This is a genomic window from Curtobacterium sp. MCBA15_008, from assembly GCF_001865065.1.
In the GTDB taxonomy this organism is placed as follows: Bacteria; Actinomycetota; Actinomycetes; order Actinomycetales; family Microbacteriaceae; genus Curtobacterium.
Map to the genome: position 1 here is coordinate 114,221 of NZ_MJGN01000010.1, position 19,466 is coordinate 133,686.

Annotated in this window: 20 protein-coding genes and 1 tRNA gene; 12 read left to right on the plus strand and 9 right to left on the minus strand. The window is 72.5% G+C overall.

What is annotated here, in order from left to right; genetic code table 11:
* Positions 1 to 33: 33 nt before the first annotated feature.
* Both BIU96_RS04855 and BIU96_RS04860 read left to right on the plus strand, forming a co-directional pair.
* Positions 34 to 744 (plus strand): GntR family transcriptional regulator, encoded by a 711-nt coding sequence (locus BIU96_RS04855; RefSeq protein WP_071291479.1) that lies wholly within the window; start codon positions 34 to 36, stop codon positions 742 to 744.
* A 152-nt stretch (positions 745 to 896) separates the two neighbouring features.
* Positions 897 to 2,183 (plus strand): ice-binding family protein, encoded by a 1,287-nt coding sequence (locus tag BIU96_RS04860; RefSeq protein ID WP_071291480.1) that lies wholly within the window; start codon positions 897 to 899, stop codon positions 2,181 to 2,183.
* A 112-nt stretch (positions 2,184 to 2,295) separates the two neighbouring features.
* Here BIU96_RS04860 and BIU96_RS04865 read toward each other — a convergent pair whose 3' ends face one another.
* The 6 genes from BIU96_RS04865 to BIU96_RS04890 all read right to left on the minus strand — a co-directional run bounded on the left by BIU96_RS04865 (position 2,296) and on the right by BIU96_RS04890 (position 5,906).
* Complete coding sequence (locus BIU96_RS04865; protein ID WP_071291481.1) at positions 2,296 to 2,691, minus strand: VOC family protein; 396 nt, start codon at positions 2,689 to 2,691, stop codon at positions 2,296 to 2,298.
* 96 nt (positions 2,692 to 2,787) lie between these two features.
* Complete coding sequence (locus BIU96_RS04870; RefSeq protein WP_071291482.1) at positions 2,788 to 3,030, minus strand: hypothetical protein; 243 nt, start codon at positions 3,028 to 3,030, stop codon at positions 2,788 to 2,790.
* A gap of 246 nt (positions 3,031 to 3,276) precedes the next feature.
* Positions 3,277 to 4,368, minus strand: a complete 1,092-nt coding sequence (locus BIU96_RS04875; protein WP_071291483.1) for an acyl-CoA desaturase — start codon at positions 4,366 to 4,368, stop codon at positions 3,277 to 3,279.
* Between the two features lie 126 nt (positions 4,369 to 4,494).
* Positions 4,495 to 5,208 carry a GAF and ANTAR domain-containing protein gene (locus BIU96_RS04880; RefSeq protein ID WP_071291484.1) on the minus strand — a complete coding sequence of 238 codons (714 nt, stop codon included), beginning with the start codon at positions 5,206 to 5,208 and terminating at the stop codon, positions 4,495 to 4,497.
* Positions 5,209 to 5,220: 12 nt separating this feature from the next.
* Positions 5,221 to 5,694: a DinB family protein gene (locus tag BIU96_RS04885; RefSeq protein ID WP_071291485.1), complete on the minus strand. Its 474-nt coding sequence runs from the start codon at positions 5,692 to 5,694 to the stop codon at positions 5,221 to 5,223.
* Entirely contained in the window at positions 5,691 to 5,906 is a 216-nt protein-coding gene (locus BIU96_RS04890; RefSeq protein ID WP_071291486.1) for a hypothetical protein, read from the minus strand. The genes BIU96_RS04885 and BIU96_RS04890 overlap by 4 nt, the downstream gene beginning before the upstream one ends.
* Positions 5,907 to 5,995: 89 nt before the next feature.
* Here BIU96_RS04890 and BIU96_RS04895 point away from each other — a divergent pair.
* A tRNA-Gly gene (locus BIU96_RS04895) sits at positions 5,996 to 6,067 on the plus strand.
* A gap of 296 nt (positions 6,068 to 6,363) precedes the next feature.
* Here the strand turns inward: BIU96_RS04895 and BIU96_RS04900 are convergent.
* From BIU96_RS04900 to BIU96_RS04910, 3 genes are read right to left on the minus strand one after another with little or no spacing between them, the layout of a single operon-like run.
* A complete protein-coding gene (locus BIU96_RS04900; RefSeq protein WP_071291487.1) occupies positions 6,364 to 6,621 on the minus strand; it encodes a DUF6510 family protein in 258 nt (85 codons plus the stop codon).
* Positions 6,621 to 7,406 (minus strand): FAD-binding oxidoreductase, encoded by a 786-nt coding sequence (locus tag BIU96_RS04905; protein ID WP_083402668.1) that lies wholly within the window; start codon positions 7,404 to 7,406, stop codon positions 6,621 to 6,623. Before BIU96_RS04905 ends, BIU96_RS04900 begins: the two co-directional genes overlap by 1 nt.
* The gene (locus BIU96_RS04910) at positions 7,403 to 7,996 is read right to left on the minus strand and encodes a molybdopterin-dependent oxidoreductase (protein ID WP_071291488.1); all 594 of its coding nucleotides are present in this window, start codon (positions 7,994 to 7,996) and stop codon (positions 7,403 to 7,405) included. The genes BIU96_RS04905 and BIU96_RS04910 overlap by 4 nt, the downstream gene beginning before the upstream one ends.
* Before the next feature lie 243 nt (positions 7,997 to 8,239).
* Between BIU96_RS04910 and BIU96_RS04915 the strand changes: the two genes are divergently transcribed.
* The 9 genes from BIU96_RS04915 to phoA all read left to right on the plus strand — a co-directional run bounded on the left by BIU96_RS04915 (position 8,240) and on the right by phoA (position 19,455).
* A complete protein-coding gene (locus BIU96_RS04915) occupies positions 8,240 to 9,841 on the plus strand; it encodes an ABC transporter substrate-binding protein (RefSeq protein WP_071291489.1) in 1,602 nt (533 codons plus the stop codon).
* Positions 9,838 to 10,860, plus strand: a complete 1,023-nt coding sequence (locus tag BIU96_RS04920) for an ABC transporter permease (RefSeq protein ID WP_071291490.1) — start codon at positions 9,838 to 9,840, stop codon at positions 10,858 to 10,860. Before BIU96_RS04915 ends, BIU96_RS04920 begins: the two co-directional genes overlap by 4 nt.
* The gene (locus tag BIU96_RS04925) at positions 10,857 to 11,735 is read left to right on the plus strand and encodes an ABC transporter permease (protein ID WP_071291491.1); all 879 of its coding nucleotides are present in this window, start codon (positions 10,857 to 10,859) and stop codon (positions 11,733 to 11,735) included. Before BIU96_RS04920 ends, BIU96_RS04925 begins: the two co-directional genes overlap by 4 nt.
* Positions 11,732 to 13,519, plus strand: a complete 1,788-nt coding sequence (locus BIU96_RS04930) for an ABC transporter ATP-binding protein (protein WP_071291492.1) — start codon at positions 11,732 to 11,734, stop codon at positions 13,517 to 13,519. Before BIU96_RS04925 ends, BIU96_RS04930 begins: the two co-directional genes overlap by 4 nt.
* Entirely contained in the window at positions 13,516 to 15,603 is a 2,088-nt protein-coding gene (locus tag BIU96_RS04935) for a CocE/NonD family hydrolase (protein WP_083402669.1), read from the plus strand. Before BIU96_RS04930 ends, BIU96_RS04935 begins: the two co-directional genes overlap by 4 nt.
* The gene (locus BIU96_RS04940; RefSeq protein WP_071291493.1) at positions 15,600 to 16,247 is read left to right on the plus strand and encodes a TetR/AcrR family transcriptional regulator; all 648 of its coding nucleotides are present in this window, start codon (positions 15,600 to 15,602) and stop codon (positions 16,245 to 16,247) included. Before BIU96_RS04935 ends, BIU96_RS04940 begins: the two co-directional genes overlap by 4 nt.
* Before the next feature lie 29 nt (positions 16,248 to 16,276).
* On the plus strand, positions 16,277 to 16,690 hold the full coding sequence (locus BIU96_RS04945; protein ID WP_071291494.1) for an SIP domain-containing protein: 414 nt from the start codon (positions 16,277 to 16,279) through the stop codon (positions 16,688 to 16,690).
* 138 nt (positions 16,691 to 16,828) lie between these two features.
* Entirely contained in the window at positions 16,829 to 17,341 is a 513-nt protein-coding gene (locus BIU96_RS04950) for a Dps family protein (RefSeq protein ID WP_071291495.1), read from the plus strand.
* A gap of 428 nt (positions 17,342 to 17,769) precedes the next feature.
* Complete coding sequence (phoA, locus tag BIU96_RS04955) at positions 17,770 to 19,455, plus strand: alkaline phosphatase (protein ID WP_083402670.1); 1,686 nt, start codon at positions 17,770 to 17,772, stop codon at positions 19,453 to 19,455.
* Positions 19,456 to 19,466: the final 11 nt, after the last annotated feature.

Here is a 19,466-nt window from a genome sequence, read left to right on the forward strand (position 1 = left end):
GACAGGTCGAGCGGGTGACGGCACGCTCGAGCGGTGCACGCACTCTTCCGGGACATCGCCGACGACCTCGCCGACCGGGTCCTCCGAGGCGAGTTCGACGTCAGCAACCCCCTGCCGTCCGAACACGAGTTCGCCGCGGACTACGGCGTCGCCCGCGGGACCGTGCGGCACGCCCTCGAGGAGCTGCGGTCGGCCGGCCTGCTCGACGCCCGACCGGGAGCACGGTGGCGGATCCGCTCCGCTGCTCGGAGCCAGGAGGCCGGGCGGCTGGAGTCCTTCGCGCAGTGGGCCCGCGCGCAGGGCCGGGACCCCGGGGGCATCGTCGTCTCGGCGGTGGCGGCGCCGACGACCGTCGTCGAGCGACGGCGTTTCCGGTGCCCGTCGGACGAGCAGGTCCTGCACGTCACCCGGGTGCGGACGCTCGACGGCGTCCGGGTCATGCTCGAGCGGACGACCTACGCGCCCTGGGTCGCGGCGGTGATCCGGTCGATGCCCGACTGGCAGACCTCGGTGACCGCCGCGATGGAGGACCGCTTCGGCATCCGGATCGGCTCGGCGGCGAGCACCGTGGACGCGGTCGGCGCCTCGGTCGAGGACGCGGGATGGCTGGGCGTACCCGCCGGGACGGCCCTGCTCCGGATCCAGCGGAGCAGCGTCGCCGAGGACGGTCGTCCGCTCGAGTCGAGCGACGACCGGTACGTCGGGGGGTCGGTGCCGCTCCGGGTGCGGAGCGCGCCGCAGTGAGGTGCGCGGGCTCGGCAGCACCCCCCGTCCAGGGGTGAGTTCCGCTCGTTCCCGCTGGATCGGCCGTCCGGGGCGCATACTTCGCAGACCGGAGATCATGTCGGCGTCGTCGACGCGGACATCGTGCCTCTCCCACGCAGACAGGTGCCGCCATGGCAACGTCCCCGTTCCTCCGCTCCGTGATGACGGGATGTGCCGGCCTCGGTCTCGCCGCGTCCCTCGTGCTGCTCTCCACGTCGGGGGCCTCCGCCGCGACGGTGATCGACGGCCCCGTGGGCCTCGGCACCGCGGCGTCCTACGGGGTCCTGGGTGCCAGCGCGGTCACGAACACCGGTCCGTCGGTCGTGAACGGCGACGTCGGGGTGTCCCCGGGCACCTCGATCACCGGGTTCGGCGCGCCGTCGCCCGGTGTCGTGAACGGGGTCGTGCACCGGACGGACGCCGCCGCTGCCCAGGCCCAGCGGGACACCACCACGGCGTACGACGTCGCGGCGTCCCTCACGCCGACGCGCTCCGGCCTGAGCCAGTTGAACGGCCTGTCGCTCACCCCGGGCGTGTACTCGGGCGGTGCGCTCTCGCTGGCGAACACCGGCGCACTGACTCTCGCCGGCAGCGCGGACTCGGTGTGGGTGTTCCAGGCCGCGTCGACGCTGACGATCGGGTCGGGGACCCGCATCACGATCACCGGCGGCGCGAGCTCGTGCAACGTCTTCTGGCAGGTCGGCAGCTCGGCCACGATCGGCACGGGCGCCCGGTTCCAGGGCACCGTCCTGGCGCAGCAGTCGGTGACCGCCACCACGGGTGCGACGGTCGTCGGTCGACTGCTGGCCCGGACGGGTGCGGTCACGCTCGACACGAACACGATCACCGCTTCGTCCGGCTGCCCCGCTGCGGGGACGCCGGCCCAGACCCCCGCGCCCACGATCACCTCGGGCGCGCCGACACCCGCCACGGTCGGGCAGCCGTACTCGTACACCGTGACCGCCACCGGCACCCCGTCGCCGACCTTCACGGCGACCGGGCTCCCCGCCGGCCTGACGCTCGACGGCACCACGGGCGTGATCTCGGGCACCCCGACCGCACCGGGGTCGTCGCCGGTGACGATCACCGCCTCGAACGGGGTCAACCCGAGCACCACGACGACCGTGACGATCACGGTCCGACCCGCGCCGCCCGTGTCGACACCGACCCCGACCCCGGCCCCTTCGGTCACGCCGTCCACCCCCGCGACGACGCCCGCCGGCAACGGCGTGCCCACCGCCGTCGCCGTGAGCAGCGGTGACCGCGGCACGGCCGGCGAGTTGGCCTACACCGGCTCGGACCCGACGGTCCCGCTGAGCATCGCCGGTGGCCTGCTCGCCGCGGGCATCGCGCTCACGGTCGTCGCCCGTCGCCGACACACCGGCGGCCGGACGCTCCCCGCCCACCGCCGGCGCTGAGTCACCGCCGGCGCTGAGCACGACCCACTGCCCGGGCCTGGCCAACCCAGTCCGGCCGGGCCCAGCCCAGTCCAGCCGGGCCCAGCCCGGCCAGGCCCAGCCCAGCCGGGCGCTACTCCGACGCCGTCCGGGCTTCGTCGAGCCCGCTGATGATGCTCAGCACGTTGCCGGACGGGTCGCGGAACCAGGCGATCAGCGGACCGCCCTGCCGGTTGATGCCCCGCTCGTCGGTCATGCCCTCGTAGTGCTCGAACACGACACCGCGGCCGACGAGCTCGTCGACCGCGGCCTCGACGTCCGCCACGGGCAGGTTCAGGACGGTGAACGACGCGGGTTCGTGCGCGTCGCCCTTCGGGTAGACCAGGACCGGGTGGCCACCGCCGACGTGCAGCAGGAGCATGCCGTGGTCCTCGGAGGTCTCGAGCCCGAGGACCTCCTCGTAGTACCGGCGTGCCTCGGGCACGTCGCGGACGGAGAACCCGCTGAAGGCGTTCGCGGTGTCGATCATGTGCACACTCCTCGCGCGGGGCCACCTGGTCCCGTCATCGACACCATGCTCCTCCGCCGCGACGGTGAGCGGAAGGCCCGTCGGAGGAGAACCGCCTCAGTACCCGCGGGCCTGTTCGATCTCCCACCGGATCCACGCGTCGAGCTGCGACTTCGCGCTCTCGAGACTCGTGTGCACGCCGGCCAGGTCTCCGTCGCCGAAGCGCACCACGTACCGGGACTCGAGGGTCACGCTGCCCATCACGGCGACGCCGGAGACCGCCTGCCAGGTCCACGGGTCGACCTCGACCCACCGCACCTGTTCGGTGAGGGACGGGCCCGTTCGGGGGAGGGACGTCATGGGTACTTCCGGTCGGCTTCGGACGAGAGAATCGTTCCGGCGGCCGGGGGCTCGGGTCACCTGTCGCAGACGGTAGTCCGGTGCGGCTGGGTACGCCGCCGTCCGGTGGCACCGGTCCCGGCCACGCGCCTTCCGCAGGGTGGTCGCGGAGGTGCGCCGCGCCTCCCGGCCGCCGTGGTGGTGACCGCCTGGAGGCGCGGCGCACGGCCGACGGACCGGCCCACCCTGGTGGCCCCCCGCGGTCGGTCAGCGGAAGCGCTCCACCATCGGGCAGGCGAACGGATCCCTCGCGGCGAGCCCGACCTCGTTGAGGTACCGCACCACGATCGCGTAGGAGCGCACGAGCGTGGTCTCGGTGTACGGCACGCCCTGCTCGTCGCAGTACCGCCGGACGATGACGCGGGCGGCGCGGAGGTTCGGACGGGCCATGCTCGGGAACAGGTGGTGCTCGACCTGGTGGTTCAGGCCGCCCATGAAGAACTCGACCCACCGTCCGCCGCTGATGTCCCGGGATGTCAGCACCTGGCGCGAGAAGAAGTCGACGCGTCGCCCGGGCTCGATGATCGGCATGCCCTTGTGGTTCGGCGCGAACGCGATCCCCATGCAGAAGCCGAACACGGCGAGCTGCACGCCGAGGAAGGCGAAAGCCATGCCGAGCGGCAGGAACCAGAAGACGGCGCCGAGGTACAGGACGAAGCGTCCGGTGAACACCGACCCCTCGGCCCAGCGGCGCTTGACCGTGCCCCGGCTCGTGTAGGTGCGGATCGACTGCCAGTGCAGGTTCACGCCCTCGACGAGGAGCAGCGGGAAGAACGCGTACCCCTGCACCCGGACGAGCACACGCAGGAACCCGGTGCGACCGGCGGCATCCTCGGGGCGGAACGAGATGGCGTCGAACGAGATGTCCGGGTCCTTGCCGACCGTGTTCGGGTTGGCGTGGTGCCGGGTGTGCTTGTTCGTCCACCAGGCGTAGCTGACCCCGGTGAGGAAGGTGCCGACGTAGCGGGCCGCACGGTCGTTCCAGTGGTGCGACGCGAACACCTGGCGGTGCGCTGCCTCGTGCGCGAGGAACGCGAACTGGGTGAACAGCAGGCCGAGCACGCCGGCCACGACGAGCTGCCACCACGAGCCGCCGAGCACGGCGAACGCACCGGCGGTGACGGCGAGCAAGACGGTGAGGACCGCGACGAGTCCCCAGTACCACCCGGTACGCGGTCGGAGCAGTCCGGCGCCGCGGACCTGCACGAGCAGGGCGGAGTAGGTGGAGGTCGTGTCGGACCGGCCGGATCGTGGCACGGTGCTGCGGTACCCCGTCGGTACGACGCTGTCGTCGCTCATGGTGCACTCCCGGTTCGAGCGGTGGCGCGGTGTCGCACTGGGGCAGCGCGCGTGGGCCGGAACCGGGGACCGGGGCTCCGTGGGGACGACGCTACGCGCGCGGCGCCGTGCCGATCGAGGCGCCGCTCAGGGAATCGTGAGGCGCCGTTCGATGACGGCGCGCGCCACGTCGGCGAGCAGCATCTGGTGCGCGCGTGCGTACCGGCGGAGCATGCCGAACGCCTCGTCGGTGCCGACGTGGTGGGTGTGTGCCACGAACCCCTTCGCCTGCTCGATCACGACACGGCTGTCGAGGGCACGCTGCAGCTGCACCTGGGTCGTGGTGGCGTGTTCGAGGGTGCGCTGCTGCAGGATGCTGATGGTGGCGACGTCGGTGAGCGCCTGCGCCGCCACGGCGTCCTGCCCGTTGAGGGCGCCCGGGGTCTCGCGGAACAGGTTGAGCGAACCGAGGGTGGTGTCGCGGAGCCGCATCGGGATCGCGTGCACGGAGGCGTAGCCGGACGCTGCCGAGGCCGCTGCGAAGGCGGGCCACCGACGGGCCATCTCGGCCGCGTCGTGGACGGAGACGAGGCGGCCCGTGGTGACGCACTCGACGCAGGGTCCCTCGCCGGCGTCGAGCTGCAGCAGCCCGAGCAGCCCGGACCGTTCGCTGCTCGACGCGAGGACCTCGAGGTCGCCCTCGCCGTTGACGAGCAGGATGCCCGCGGCGGACGCGTCGAAGAGCTCGACCGCGCCGTCGACGAGGGTCTGCAGGACCTCGACCACGTCGTAGTCGTCGACGAGCGTGTCCGTCAGCGCGACGAACGTCTCGATGAGCCGGTGTTCCCGCGTCGCTGCCATGGTGCGTCCACCCTAGGCGGCGGACCCGTCCGGGGCAGCAGTCCGCGCGGCGTACAGGTCGCGGAGGAGCGCTGCCTCGGCGGCGTGGTGCACGAGTTCGTCGACCACGTGCAGCACGAACGACAGGCGGGAGTCGTCGGCGTACGGACCGGCGACCGGGCCGATCGGTGCCGCACCCTCGGCGTCGAGGCCCCGCACCAGGGCGGCGAACCGGGTTCCGGCGTCGACGACGGCCGCCACGGCGGCGTCCGCCGATGCTGCCGGGGCGATCGGCGGTGCACCCGTGGGCTCCTCACCGAGCCACTCCCGGTTGCGGTCGTCGCCCAGCGTCTCGGCGAGGTGGTCGAGTCGCCACCGGATGGTCACCCGGGCATCGCCGGCGACGGGCTGCCACTCCCACTCGTGGTCGGTGAGACCCGCCATGCGGTCCTGGAGGCGCGTGGTCGCGTACTCCAGCAGGCCGGCGACGTCCGCGGTCGCGGTCACGGCGTGTCCACCGGACGGTAGACGGCGATCGGGGGCGCCTGGTCGTCACCGTCGTCGTGGCTCTCGCCGCTCGACAGCCAGGTGCGGCCCTCGTGCTCGATCGTCGTGGGCAGGTCGCCGTGCACGAGGATGCGCACCGCCGGGTCGTCGCCGTCGATGAGGTCGACGCCGTGGGCTTCGGTTCCGCCGGGGTTGTCGTGCACGTAGCTCATGGTCCGATCGAACTCCGGCGGGCTGGGACACGCCCGGTCCGGGCCGGATCACGCTGCGCGCGACGGTTGCGGGTAGAGTGTGCACGTACGCGGATGTGGCGCAGTGGTAGCGCATCACCTTGCCAAGGTGAGGGTCGCGAGTTCGAATCTCGTCATCCGCTCGGAACGAACCAGAAGGCCCCGGTCGAGAGACCGGGGCCTTCTGTCGTCTCGGGGAGAGCGTGAGCCGGGGCGGGAGCGTGAGCGGGGGCGTCCGGCGTGCGCAGGCTTCGGGTACCCGCGCCCGCCGGACGCGCGGGCTACCGTGCCCACTGGAGGCGCCGGGTGGGTGGCCCGGCGTCGTCCCCAGGAGAGCATCCGGAGCGGCGGCGGGTTCGGACTGGTCGGTCTCCGGTCCTTGCGGGAAACCGCATCCTTCCCGCAAGGGCGCCGATCCGGGCTTGCGCGGGCCGACCGATCACGCGGGCGGTGCGGCGACCGCTCGTGCACCGGGCAGTCCCACCCAGCGACGATCCGGGGTGTCGACCAGGGTGACGAGGACGGTGTCGCAGTCGCGGCAGCGCGCCACCGCGCCCATCGCGGTGGCGTAGACGCGGGTGACCGCGAGGACGCCGAGCGACCCGCAGCCACTGCACCGCAGGACCGCCAGGGTCGGGTCCGGGCCGAGGACCTCGGTGAGCGGACCGGCCAGGGCGTTGCCGTCGAGGGTGGACATCAGCTGCCTCCGAACCGTTCGGCGCGCACGTCGGTGGTGTCGTGCCCGAGTTCCCCGAGCCACCGCAGCACCTGCTCCACGAACGGCGTCGACCCGCAGACGTAGACGAGCGCTCCGGCGTCGGGCGGGAACACCCCGGCCGCCAGGGACTCCTTCGTCAGCCGCCCGGCCGCCACCGTCGAACCCGCGGGAGCCGTGCGGCTGTACACGTGGGTGACCTCGACCCCGGCGGCCTCGGCGCGGGCGAGCTCGGGGCGGAAGAAGACGTCCTCGGGGGTGCGGACGGCGTAGAGCAGCCGGAACGGTGCCGCGTCGCCGGCGTCGGCGTGCGCCCCGGCGATCGCGGCGAGCGGGACGATGCCCGATCCGCCGGCGATGAGCTGCACGGGGCGGTCCGTCGCGCCGGGGTGCCAGACGAACCAGCCGCCGAGCGGGCCGTGCACCTCGAGCGCGTCCCCGACCTCGACCGCGTCGACGAGGAACGGCGAGACCTCTCCGCCGTCCACCCGGTCCACCGCGAGCAGCACCGAGGTGCCGTCACCGGACGAGGCGATCGAGTACGAACGGGACGCCTGGTAGCCGTCCTCGGCGGTCAGCCGCACGTCGAGGTGCTGCCCGGGGTCGTTCCCCGGCCAGCTCGGCACGTCGAGGACGATGCGGCGCGCGTTCGGGGTCTCCGGCGCGACCGACGCGACGGTCGCGGGGTGCCAGGCCGGGCGCCTGCCGGACCGGGCGGGCGTGCTCGGGGTGTGCTGCGCCTCCAGGCCGGTGTCGGGGAGCGTCACCAGTACCGCTCTTCCTTCCACGGGTCGCCGTGCAGGTTGTAGCCCGCGTTCTCCCAGAAGCCCGGCTCGTCGTCGGACTGCATGACGATGCCGCGCACCCACTTGGCGCTCTTCCAGAAGTAGAGGTGGGGGACGAGCAGTCGGGCCGGGCCGCCGTGCTCGGGCGTCAGCGGTTCGCCGTCGGCCTCGAACGCGATCCAGGACTGCCCGTCGAGGAGCTCGTCGAGGGGGACGTTGGTGGTGTAGCCGCCGTAGCTGTGCACCATACAGTACTCGAGCGAGGTCTCGACGTCGGCGAACAGGCGGTCGAGGGGCACGCCCCGCCACGGCATGTCGAGCTTCGTCCAGTGCGTCACGCAGTGGATGTCGACCTGCACGTCCTCGACCCCGAGCGCGTGCACCTCGTCCCACGTCCAGCGGTGCTGGCCCGACTCGGTCTGGATCGAGAAGGCCCACTCGGAGGGCTCGATGTCGGGCGTGGCACCGGCGGAGAGCACGGGCCAGTCGCGGACCAGGGTCTGCCCGGGCGGGATGCGGGGGTCGTCGCGGTCGTCGCGGCGGCCGCCGAACCCGCGCGTGAACGTGGCCATCGGTGCTCCTTCGTCGGGACGGACGGGTGCCCGTGGTCCGATCCTGCCGCGTCGGGGGAGCGGCGGGCGAGCGCCTGTGTAACGGGTTGGTAAACGTTGTCCCGATGTGATCGTGCGGACGGATCCGCGTACGGCTGCGGATCGACGCGTTCCGGCGACTCCGGGCGATGCGTCACCGGGCTTGGGTCGGGAGCAGAAGCCCTCTATCGTTCACCGGAACGATTACAGGAGGGGTCACCCCGAATGCAGCCCATCGTCCCCGAACCCAGGAACGCCCGCGGCCCGAGCCGCCGAGCGCTCCTCACCGGCGCCGCCGGACTGGCCGGCCTCGGCCTGCTCACCCTCACCGGGTGCAGCTCCGGCGCGTCCGCCGGCACCACGACCCTGCCGGAGGCCGCCGCCACCGGCATCGCTCGGCAGGGTGGTCGCCTGCGCATCGCGCGCCCGGCCGCCTCCGCCGCCGAGACGCTCGACTCGGCCAGCTCGCTGTCCGCGTACGAGTACCTCGGCGCGCTCTACAACCGGCTCGTCAAGCTCGACCAGCAGGGCCGGACGATCCCGGACCTCGCCGAGGAGTGGACGGCGAACGACGACGGCACCGAGTGGACGTTCCGGCTCCGGAAGGGCGTCCGGTTCCACGACGGCTCCCGCTTCACGGCCGACGACGCGATCGCCAGCATCCGGCACATCCTCGACGAGAAGACCGGCAGCCCGCAGGCCGGCGTCCTCGGCGAGGTCATGGACGCGCAGTCGATGACCGCGGTCGACCCGTACACGCTCCGCTTCGCGCTGACGAAGCCGAACGCCGAGTTCCCGTCGCTCCTGACCGCGTACCAGTGCTACATCGTGCCGGCCGGCGCCGTCGCGGACATCGGGAAGACCGGCATCGGCACCGGGCCGTTCCGACTGTCGTCCTTCACGCCCGCCGGCGCCGGCAGCGTCGAGGCGTTCGACGACCACTTCGCCGGACGGCCGGTGCTCGACGGCATCGACTTCTACTCGATCCAGGACACCACCGCCCGGGTGAACGCCCTGCTCGCGGGGCAGATCGACCTGATCTCGCAGACGAACCTCGACTTCGCCACGGCCCGGGTCGTCGCGGCCTCCGACCGAGCGACCATCGCGCGGTCGAAGAACGCGCAGTGGTACACGATCCCGATGCTCGCGACGTCCGAGGAGTTCCGCGACCCGCGGGTGCGCCAGGCGATGAAGCTCGCCTACGACCCCACGAAGATCGTCGACACCGCGCTGCAGGGCACCGGCTCGGCCGGGTGGGACAACCCGGTGCCGCCGCAGCTCGCCGCCTTCGTCGACGACCACCGCGAGTACGACCCGGACAAGGCGAAGGCGCTCCTCAAGGCCGCCGGGCGCGAGGACTTCCGGACCGCGATCTACACCTCGTCGTACGAGTCGGTCTTCACGCCGATGGCCGTCGCCTACCGTGACGCGGTGGCTGACGCCGGCATCACCCTGACCGTGAAGAACGCGAGCTCGGACTCGTACTACACGCAGATCTGGATGCAGAAGCCGCTCATGGTGAGCTACTGGTTCACCGGACGGCCGATCGACCAGCTGCTCAACCAGATCTTCCGCTCCGGCTCGTCCTACAACGAGAGCGCCTGGTCGAACGAGACCTTCGACGGGCTGCTCGACGACGCCCGCGCCGAGATGGATGACGCCAAGCGCCTGACGTACTACCAGGACGCGCAGCGGCTCATCGTCGCGGACGGCGCCGACATGACCCCGATGTTCGGGGACCGGCTGGTCGGGCTGTCCCGCGACGTCGTGAACTACTCGGAGTACGGCTTCGAGTTCGACTACCTTCGGATCGGACTGCGCCGATGAACGTCCTCGTCCCCGTCCTCCGCCGGCTCGGCATCGCCGTCCTCACGGTGGTGCTCGCCTCGCTGTTCGTGTTCCTCGCCGTGCAGGCCCTGCCCGGCGACGTCGCGCAGCAGCTCCTCGGGCAGAACGCCACGCCCGACGCCGTCAAGCAGCTCCGGGAGTCGCTCGGCCTCGACCAGAACGTGTGGCTCCGGTACCTGCAGTGGCTCGGCGGTGCCGTGCACGGCGACTTCGGCACCTCGCTCGTCAGCGGGGAGCCCGTCGCCCCGACGCTCTTCACGGCGTTCCGGAACAGCATGCTCATCGCCGTCCCCGCGATGATCGTCGGCGTCACGGTGTCCCTCACGCTCGGGGTCGTAGCGGGCGTCCGCCGCGGACGTCCGTCCGACCGAGTGATCTCGATCGTCAGCCTCGTCGTGATGAGCGTGCCGGAGTTCATGGTCGCGACCGTCCTCGTGCTGCTCTTCGCGATCGGCCTGCCGCTCTTCCCCGCCGTGGTCCTGCGGGGCAGCGACGCCACCGTGGCGGAGCTCCTGCCGACGATCTGGCTGCCGATCATCGTCCTGACGCTCGCCATGGCGGCGTACATCGTCCGCACCGCCCGGTCGTCGACGATCGACGTGATGGCGTCGGAGTTCGTCACCACCGCCGAGCTCAAGGGCCTCACGATGCGGCGCGTGGTCTGGAAGCACGCGGTACCGAGCGCCCTGCTGCCGACGCTCAACGTCGTCGCGCTGAACGTGGCCTGGCTGCTGGGCGGCGTGGTCGTCGTCGAGAACGTCTTCAACTACCCGGGGATGGGCAAGCTCATGCTCGAGTCGGTGTTCAACCGCGACCTGCCGACGATCGAGGCGATCGCGCTCCTCAGCGCCGTCGTCTACGTCGTGTGCAACCTGGCGGCGGACCTCGTCGCCCTCGCGCTCGACCCGAAGCTGCGGACCCGCCAGCGCCGCCAGCGCACCCGGAGCCGGACCCGTCCCGGAGCCCCGGCACGCACCTCCCGGAAGGCAGCAGCATGACCGCGACCACCCCGCGCTCCCGCACCGTCCTCGGCGCCGCCGTCGCACCGCTCCGCAGTTCGACCGCGCTGAGCATCGGTCTCGGGCTCATCGCGCTGCACCTGGTGCTCGCCGTGCTCGCCCCGGTGATCGCCGGCCACGACCCGGTCGCGACGAACAGCGCCGACGTGCTCGCCGGGCCGACCTGGACGCACTGGCTCGGCACCGACCAGTACGGCCGCGACATCCTGTCCCGGACGCTCAACGGCGGCCGGTACGCCCTGCTCGTGACCTTCCTCGCGACGACCATCGCGGTCGCGGTCGGGACGTTCCTCGGCGCCGTCACGGCGTACGCGGACAACTGGTTCGACGAGGTCGTCATGCGCATCGTCGACGCGCTCCTCAGCGTGCCGTCGATCCTCGCGCTGCTCGTCGTCGTGACGGTGTTCGACGCCGGGCTCTGGGTCATCGTGCTCGCCGTCACGATCGTCTACGCCCCCGCCGTCACCCGGGTGGTCCGCGGTGCCGCCCGGAGCGTGATCACGCAGGACTACGTCACGGCGGCCCGTGCCCGCGGCGAACGGCCGCTCTCGATCGTGTTCCGCGAGATCCTGCCGAACGTGCTCGACGTCGTGCTGGTCGAGTACGCCATGCGCGCCTCGTGGATCGTGCTGCTCGTGGCGTCGCTGTCCTTCCTCGGCTTCGGCGCGAACCCGCCGACGCCGGACTGGGGCCTCATGGTGCAGGAGAACCGCACCGCCCTGACCGTCGTGCCGCTCGGCACGCTGGCGCCGATCGTGGCGCTCGCGACCCTGGTCGTCGGTCTCAACCTCGCGGCCGACGGCCTGAGCAAGTCGCTCGGCGTCGACCGGGCGAAGCAGGGAGTCAGCGCATGACGCACACCGACACCGGGACGGCCCCGGCAGACACGGCGACCGCACCGGACCCGATCGTCCGCGTCGACGACCTCGCCGTGTCGTACGCGGCCGGCCGCCGCACCGTCCCCGTCGTTCGGGGCGTGTCCTTCGCCATCGAACAGGGACGCACCCTCGGGCTGGTGGGGGAGTCCGGCAGTGGCAAGTCCACCGTCGCGCGGACCCTGCTCGCACACCTGCGAGCCGGCTCCACCATCGAGCGCGGCACGGTCCGGGTCGACGGTGCCGACGTCTTCGCCCTCTCGCCGGCCGGCCGCCGAGCCCTCCGCGGCGGCACCGCCTCCGTCGTGGCGCAGAACGCCGGGCAGGCGCTCACCCCGTCGATGCGCGTCGGCGAGCAGATCCGCGAGGCCCTCCGCGCCCACGGCGAACCCGACGGCCCGGAGCGTGTGGCGGAGCTCGTCCGGCTCGTCCGCCTGCCCGATCCGGACGCGATCGTCCGGCGGTACCCGCACCAGCTCTCCGGCGGCCAGCAGCAACGCATCGCGATCGCGATGGCCGTCGCCGCCCGCCCCCGGGTGCTCGTCCTCGACGAGCCCACCACGGCGCTCGACGTGGTCACCCAGGCCGCCGTCCTCGACCTCATCGCCGACCTCGGTCGCGAGCTCGGCATGGCCGTGCTGCTCGTCAGCCACGACCTCGGCGTGGTCTCCGCGATGGCGGACGAGATCGCCGTCATGCGCGACGGCGAGGTCGTCGAGCACGCCGCCACCGCGGCGCTCTTCGCCGCTCCGCAGCACGAGTACACGCGGGCCCTGCTGGCCGCGGTGCCGGACGGGCGACGGCCTGGAGGCACGGCCCACCCGCTCGGATCGGTGACCGTCTCCGAGACGCTCGCCGCCAGGGCGACCGGCACCGCGCCTCCCGGCCCGCACGTCCGTCCCGTGGTGACCGCCGAGGACCTGGTGATCCGGTACGGGCGCGGCCTGCCGGCCGCCGTCGCCGGCGTCTCCTTCACGATCGCGCCGCGCGAGACCCTCGCCGTCGTCGGCGAGTCCGGCAGCGGCAAGTCGACGCTCGCGACCGCCCTGGCCGGCCTGGTGCCGGCGGAGTCCGGCACCTTCACGTTCGACGACGGCACGACGAGCGGCGACCTGCGCGAACCGATCGCCGGGCGGTCCCCGGACCTCCGACGTGCCGTGCAGCTCGTGTTCCAGAACGCGGACACGTCGCTCAACCCACGGCGCACCGTCGGGGCGGCCATCGCGCGGCCCCTCAAGCTCTTCACCGGCAGCACGTCCCGCGAGCGGGTCGGCGAGCTGCTGACACAGGTCGGTCTCGGACCGGAGTTCGCGAGCCGGCTGCCGGCGCAGCTGTCCGGCGGCCAGCGCCAGCGCGTCGGGATCGCCCGGGCGCTGGCGGCGGAACCCCGGCTGGTCGTCGCGGACGAGATCACGACGGCGCTCGACGTGCAGGTGCAGGCCGGCATCCTGTCGCTCCTGGCCGACCTGCAGCGGGAACGCGGGCTGAGCTGCCTGTTCATCAGCCACGACCTCGCGGTCGTCCGCGGTGTCGCCGACCGCGTCGCCGTGATGACCGGCGGGCAGATCGTCGAGATCGGACCGACCGAGCGGGTGTTCGGCGGTCCGAACCACCCGTACACGTCGACGCTCCTCGCGGCGACGCTCGAGCCCGGCAGCACCGTGCTGCCCGACGTCGGCGACGGGGTCCCGCGCTGGCGCCACGCCGCGGGGTGGACCGACCGGGGCGACGGACACCACACCCGGAACTGGGAGGATGCATGACCGGCCACACCGCACCCGGGCGCGACCCGGCGCTGCCCGACGGCGGCCACACCGCACTCGGGCCCGACCCGGTGCTGCCCGACGGCGTGACCGTCCGCGACGAGTGGATCCCGATGCCCGACGGCGTCCGGCTGCACACGCGGATCTGGGCGCCGGCGTCGGCCGCACCGGACGCGCCGGTCCCGGTCCTGCTCGAGTACCTGCCGTACCGGCTCGACGACTGGACGGCGCCCCGCGACTCCGAACGGCACCCCTGGTACGCAGCACACGGCTACGCCTCGGTGCGGGTGGACATCCGCGGCACCGGGTCGTCCGACGGGTCCTTCGACGACGAGTACAGCGAGCAGGAGCTCCGCGACGGCGAGGCCGTGATCGCCTGGCTCGCCGAGCAGGAGTGGTCCACGGGGGCCGTCGGCATGTTCGGCATCTCCTGGGGCGGGTTCAACGCCCTGCAGCTCGCCGCCCGCGCGCCGGCGGCGCTCAAGGCGATCGTGACGGTCTGCTCGACCGACGACCGGTACGACAACGACGTGCACTACGTCGGCGGCGCCGTCCTCGGGATCGACATGGCCGCGTGGGGCGCGACGATGTTCGCGTTCAACTCGCGGCCGCCGCGGCCCGAGGTCGTCGGGCCGTCGTGGGTGTCGCAGTGGCGCGACCGCCTGGACTCGAACCGACCGATGACCCCGGTGTGGCTGTCGCACCAGGAGCGCGACGACTACTGGCGGCACGGCAGCGCCGCCGAGGACTACGACGGCATCGGCGCCGCGGTGCTCGCCGTCGGCGGCTGGGCCGACCCCTACCGCGACGCGGTCCTCCGGCTGGTGTCGAACGTGCAGGCCCCGGTGAAGGGCATCGTCGGGCCGTGGTCGCACCAGTACCCGGACCGCGGGCTGGCGCCGGGTCCGTCGATCGGCTTCCTGCAGGAGACCCTGCGGTGGTGGGACCGGTGGCTCCGCGGGATCGACACCGGGGTCGAGCAGGACCCGGCGCTCCGCGCCTGGATCAACGAGGGCGAACCCCCCGCCACGTACTACGAGTCGCGCCGCGGCCGCTGGGTCGGCGCCGAGGCGTGGCCGTCCGCGGCGACCCGTGACGACGTCGCGGCGCTGTCGACGCTGCGCGGTGGGTCCGACGGGCCGGTGGTGGTGCGGTCGCCGCAGCACACCGGTGTCGACGCGGGTCGGTTCTTCCCGTTCGGCAACGCCACCGACCTGCCCCCGGACCAGCGCGCCGAGGACGGTCGCTCGGTCTGCTTCGACCTGCCGCTCGACGAAGCGGTCGACGTGCTCGGCACCGTCCTGGTGCGCCTGACCGTCACGAGCGACCAGCCCCGTGCCACCGTCACCGTGCGCCTGTGCGACATCGCCCCGGACGGATCGTCGACGCTCATCACGCGGGGGGTCCTGAACGCCGCGAAGCGGAACGGCATGGAGCGCAACGACCCGCTCGAGCCGGGGGTGCCCGCCGAGCTGCCGGTCCGGCTCGTGTCGACCGGCCATCGGTTCGCCGCGGGGCACCGGCTCCGCCTCGCCGTGTCGACGTCGTACTGGCCGTGGGTCTGGCCGCACGGCACCGACGCCACCGTGACGATCGACCCGGATGCCTCGAGCGTCACCCTGCCCACCTGGACCCGGTCGACCGACGACGGAGTGGTCTTCGCCGAGCCCGAAAGGTCCGTGCCCCTCGTGATCGAGCGCGTCGCGCCGGCCGACCCGCTGCCGCAGCGGACCGTCACGCACGACGTCGACGCAGGGGAGTGGACGCTCGACGTCGACCCCGGCTACGGCGGCGGACGGGTCTACCCCGACGGGCTGGTGTTCACGGAGGACGCCCGGGAGACGTACCGCATCACGCAGGACGACCCGACCTCGGCGCGGGCGTCGTCGCGGTGGTCGATCGGGCTGTCGAAGCCGGAGTGGCAGGCGCGGCTCGAGACGACGTCCGAGATGACCGCCGACGCCGAGGCCTTCCACCTCGTGAACACCGTGCGGGCGTGGGCGCGCGACGGCGGAGCGGACGTCCCCGAGACCCTCGTCGCCGAGCACACCTTCGTCGACGACGTGCCGAGGACCTCGGCGTGACCGGCACGACCCGCGCGCGGCAGCGGCCGGAGGTCCGGCGGGCGATGATCGTCGACGCCGCCCGCGCCGTCATCGTCCGACAGGGCGTCGGTGCGACGGGGCTCCGCGACATCGCGTCGGCGGCGGACGTCTCCGTCGGCACGGTGACCTACCACTTCGGCAGCGTCGCGGAGATCCTCAACGAGGTCGTGGTGCTCGAGACCGAGCGCTTCTACGGTGCGATCGTGGCGGCTGTCGACGCCGAGCCCGACCCCGTGGCGGCGCTGCGGATGCTCGTCGCGCCCCTCTTCGGCGACACCGAGCAGGTCCGGCAGCACTGGCGCATCTGGTCCGACTACTGGACGGCGGTCGCGCGCCGACCCGAGGTGGCGGCGGAGTACGCCGAACGCATCCGGGTGTGGGAGGCCTGTCTCGTGCGGGTCGTCCGACGCGGCACCGACTCGGGCGTCTTCACACCGGCGGAGTCGCCCGAGGTCGTCGCGCTCAAGCTCGCGGCGTACAGCGACGGCGTCGCGACGCAGATCGCCCAGGGAGTGCCGGCGCTGACGAACACGGTCGCGCTGCGGTGGATGTGGACGTTCCTGGCGCACGAACTCGGTGTGCCGGCTGCGCGTATCGGGGGAACGACGCCGGACCCCTTGTGATGAGGTAAGGCTTCCCTTACCGTTGCAGCATGGCACGGACCCGGCGACAGCCCAGCGAACGCATCCTCCTCGCCGGTGGCGTCGACGACCTGCCCGAGATCACCCGCATGCTCGAGGACCTGCCCGATAACGCGTACGGCCAGGTCTTCATCGAGGTCGCCCTCGACGAGCAGGTCCGGACGCTCCCGGCACCGCCGCGCGTCACCGTGGCCTGGCTGGTCCGGAGCGCCCGCGAATCTGCCGTCGCGCCCCTGGTCTTCGCCGACCACGGCGAGGCACTGGCCGCCGCCGTCACCGGCTGGGCGTCCGAGTGGTGCGTCGCCGACTGCGAGCCCCGCACCACCGTCTGGATCGGGTGCGCCGACAGCCCCTGGGTCGAGCGGGCCCGCTCGGTCGTGCAGATCGAGCTCACCGACGCGGGGTTCGACACCCTCGTCGGCTGACGCCGCACCGCGGGTAAGGTCAGCCTCCGCTTCCTTGCGGCATTCAAGAGAACCGGGCACTGTTGTGACCATCGGTTGCACGCCGCCGGCCAGGACAGGTCCAGCGGGTCGGTGTAGCCACGAGGTAGGAGGAAGCACATGACCACGCAGAGCACCACCACGCAGTCCGGCACCACGACCACCACGTCCCCGTTCTCGACGACGCCGGAGCTCGCCGCCGGGGTGGCACAGTTCCTCGCCCCCGTCGTGATCGACCTCGAGGCACTCGTCGTCAACGGCAAGCAGGCGCACTGGCACGTCCGCGGCCGCAACTTCGTCGGCGTGCACGAGCTCCTCGACACCATCGTCGAGCACGCCCAGGAGTGGGCCGACCTCGCCGCGGAGCGCATCGTCGCCCTCGGCCTGCCGGTCGACTCGCGCATCTCCACGGTCGCGGCGAACACCACCATCCCGCCGCTGTCGGAGGGCTTCCAGAACTCCGACGTGACCATCACCGAGGTCATCGCCGAGATCGACGCCGCACTGCTGCAGGTCCGCCGTGCCGTCGAGGGCCTCGACGAGGTCGACCTCAACTCGCAGGACGTCGTCATCGAGATCGAGCGCGGCCTGACCAAGGACCGCTGGTTCCTGCAGGCGCACCTCGCCGCCTGAGTCGCGACCACGTCCTGACGGGAGGCGCGGTGCCAGCTGGCACCGCGCCTCCCGTCCGTCTGTGCGTCGGCCGCTTGTCGGGCCCTTGCGTGCGCGCCTGGTGTCGCAACATGGACACGCATCTTGCGACCCCGCACTCGTCGATCGACGCGTGGATTGTCGAAACATGCACGCGCAAGTGATGCGTCTGCATCAAGCGACGAAGCACCTGTCGATCGACGCGTGGGACGTCGGAACATGCGCACGCACCGGATGCGTGTGCATCGTGCGACCGACCGACCGACCGCACGCCGCCGCTGACGCCCGCTCACACCCGCCCGCCCGCACCACGTTCACCTGACCGACGCCACCGGTTCACCCGCCTGTACCCCCGCACAGCCATCCTCGGATGGCACCCGTTCGGGGGCACAGACGAGGGAGACCACCCAATGCAGCACACTCCGCAGCGCCGCCGACGTGCAGCGCTCGCACTCGGCGCCGCGCTCATCGCCGGCGCCATCGCCCTGCCGGGCACGGCCGAGGCCGTCGGGCAGCTCGCACTGAACCAGCACGGCGGCGCCCAGCGCGCAGCCGGCGACCAGACGCAGGCCGTCCGCCAGGCGATCAAGAACGCCAACGCGAAGAACGTCATCCTGCTCATCGGCGACGGGATGGGCGACTCCGAGATTACGATCGCCCGCAACTACCAGTACGGCGCCGCGGGTCGCCTGCCGGGCCTCGACGCCCTGCCCCTGACCGGCTCGTACACGACGTACTCGCTCACGAAGGACGGCGCGAACAAGGGCAAGCCGGACTACGTCACCGACTCCGCGGCCTCGGGCAGCGCGTGGGCGACCGGCACGAAGACCTACGACGGCGCCATCTCGGTCGACATCGACGGGAAGCCGCAGCAGACGCTCCTCGAGCTCGCGAAGGCGAACGGCCTCCGCACCGGCGACGTCTCGACCGCCGAGATCCAGGACGCCACCCCGGCGGTCCAGGTCGCGCACGTCGGCTCCCGCTCCTGCTACGGCCCGGACACCGCTGCGTGCGGCACCGACGCCCTGCAGAACGGCGGCCTCGGGTCGATCAGCGAGCAGCTGCTCAACGCCCGCCCGGACGTCACCCTCGGCGGCGGCTCGACGAGCTTCCAGCAGACCGCGAAGGCCGGTCAGTACGCGGGCGACACCCTCTTCGACCAGGCTTCGCAGCGTGGGTACCAGGTCGTGTCCGACGCGGCCGGGCTCACGGCCGTTCGGAAGGCCGACCAGAAGCAGCCGCTCCTCGGGCTCTTCACGCCGGGCAACTTCCCGACCCGCTACGCACCGACCACGGCGACGGTGGGCGGCGCCGACCAGGCACCCGTGACCTGCACGCCGAACCCGGCGCGACTCGACACCGGGCTGTCGCTGGCCTCGCTGACGAACAAGTCGATCAACTTGCTCGACCGTGGGAAGAACGGCAAGGGCTTCTTCCTGCAGGTCGAGGGCGCGAGCATCGACAAGCAGGACCACGCCGCCGACGCCTGCGGCCAGATCGGTGAGACGATCGACTTCGACGAGGCCGTGCAGTCCGCGCTCGCCTTCGCCAAGAAGGACGGCAACACGCTCGTCATCGCGACCGCCGACCACGCGCACTCCAGCCAGATCGTCGACAACACGCCGCCGACCTCGCTCTCCACGGCCCTCGTCACCGCCGACGGCGCGACGATGAAGGTGTCCTACGGCACGTCGGGTGCGGGCTCCTCGCAGCAGCACACCGGCACCCAGGTCCGGATCGCCGCGTTCGGCCCCGGCGCCGCGAACGTCGTCGGCCTGACCGACCAGACGGACACGTTCTTCACGATGTCCGAGGCGCTCCGCCTGAACGGCGACCTCGCGGCCCTGAGCCGCAGCGCCCGCGTCGACCTGTCCGTCGGGTCGCCGCGACCGGGGCAGCGCGTGACGGTGACCGGCTCGAAGTTCGCCGGTGACCGCCAGGTGCGGGTGCAGGTCGGGTCGACCGACCTCGGCACGGTCGACGTCATCGACGGCTCCGCGTCGGTGCAGTGGAAGGCCGTCGCCGGCAAGGCCACGGTCACCATCACGGGCGTGCAGTCTGGCAAGCAGGCCGCGAAGCAGGTCCGCGTCCGCTAGCCACCGACGGC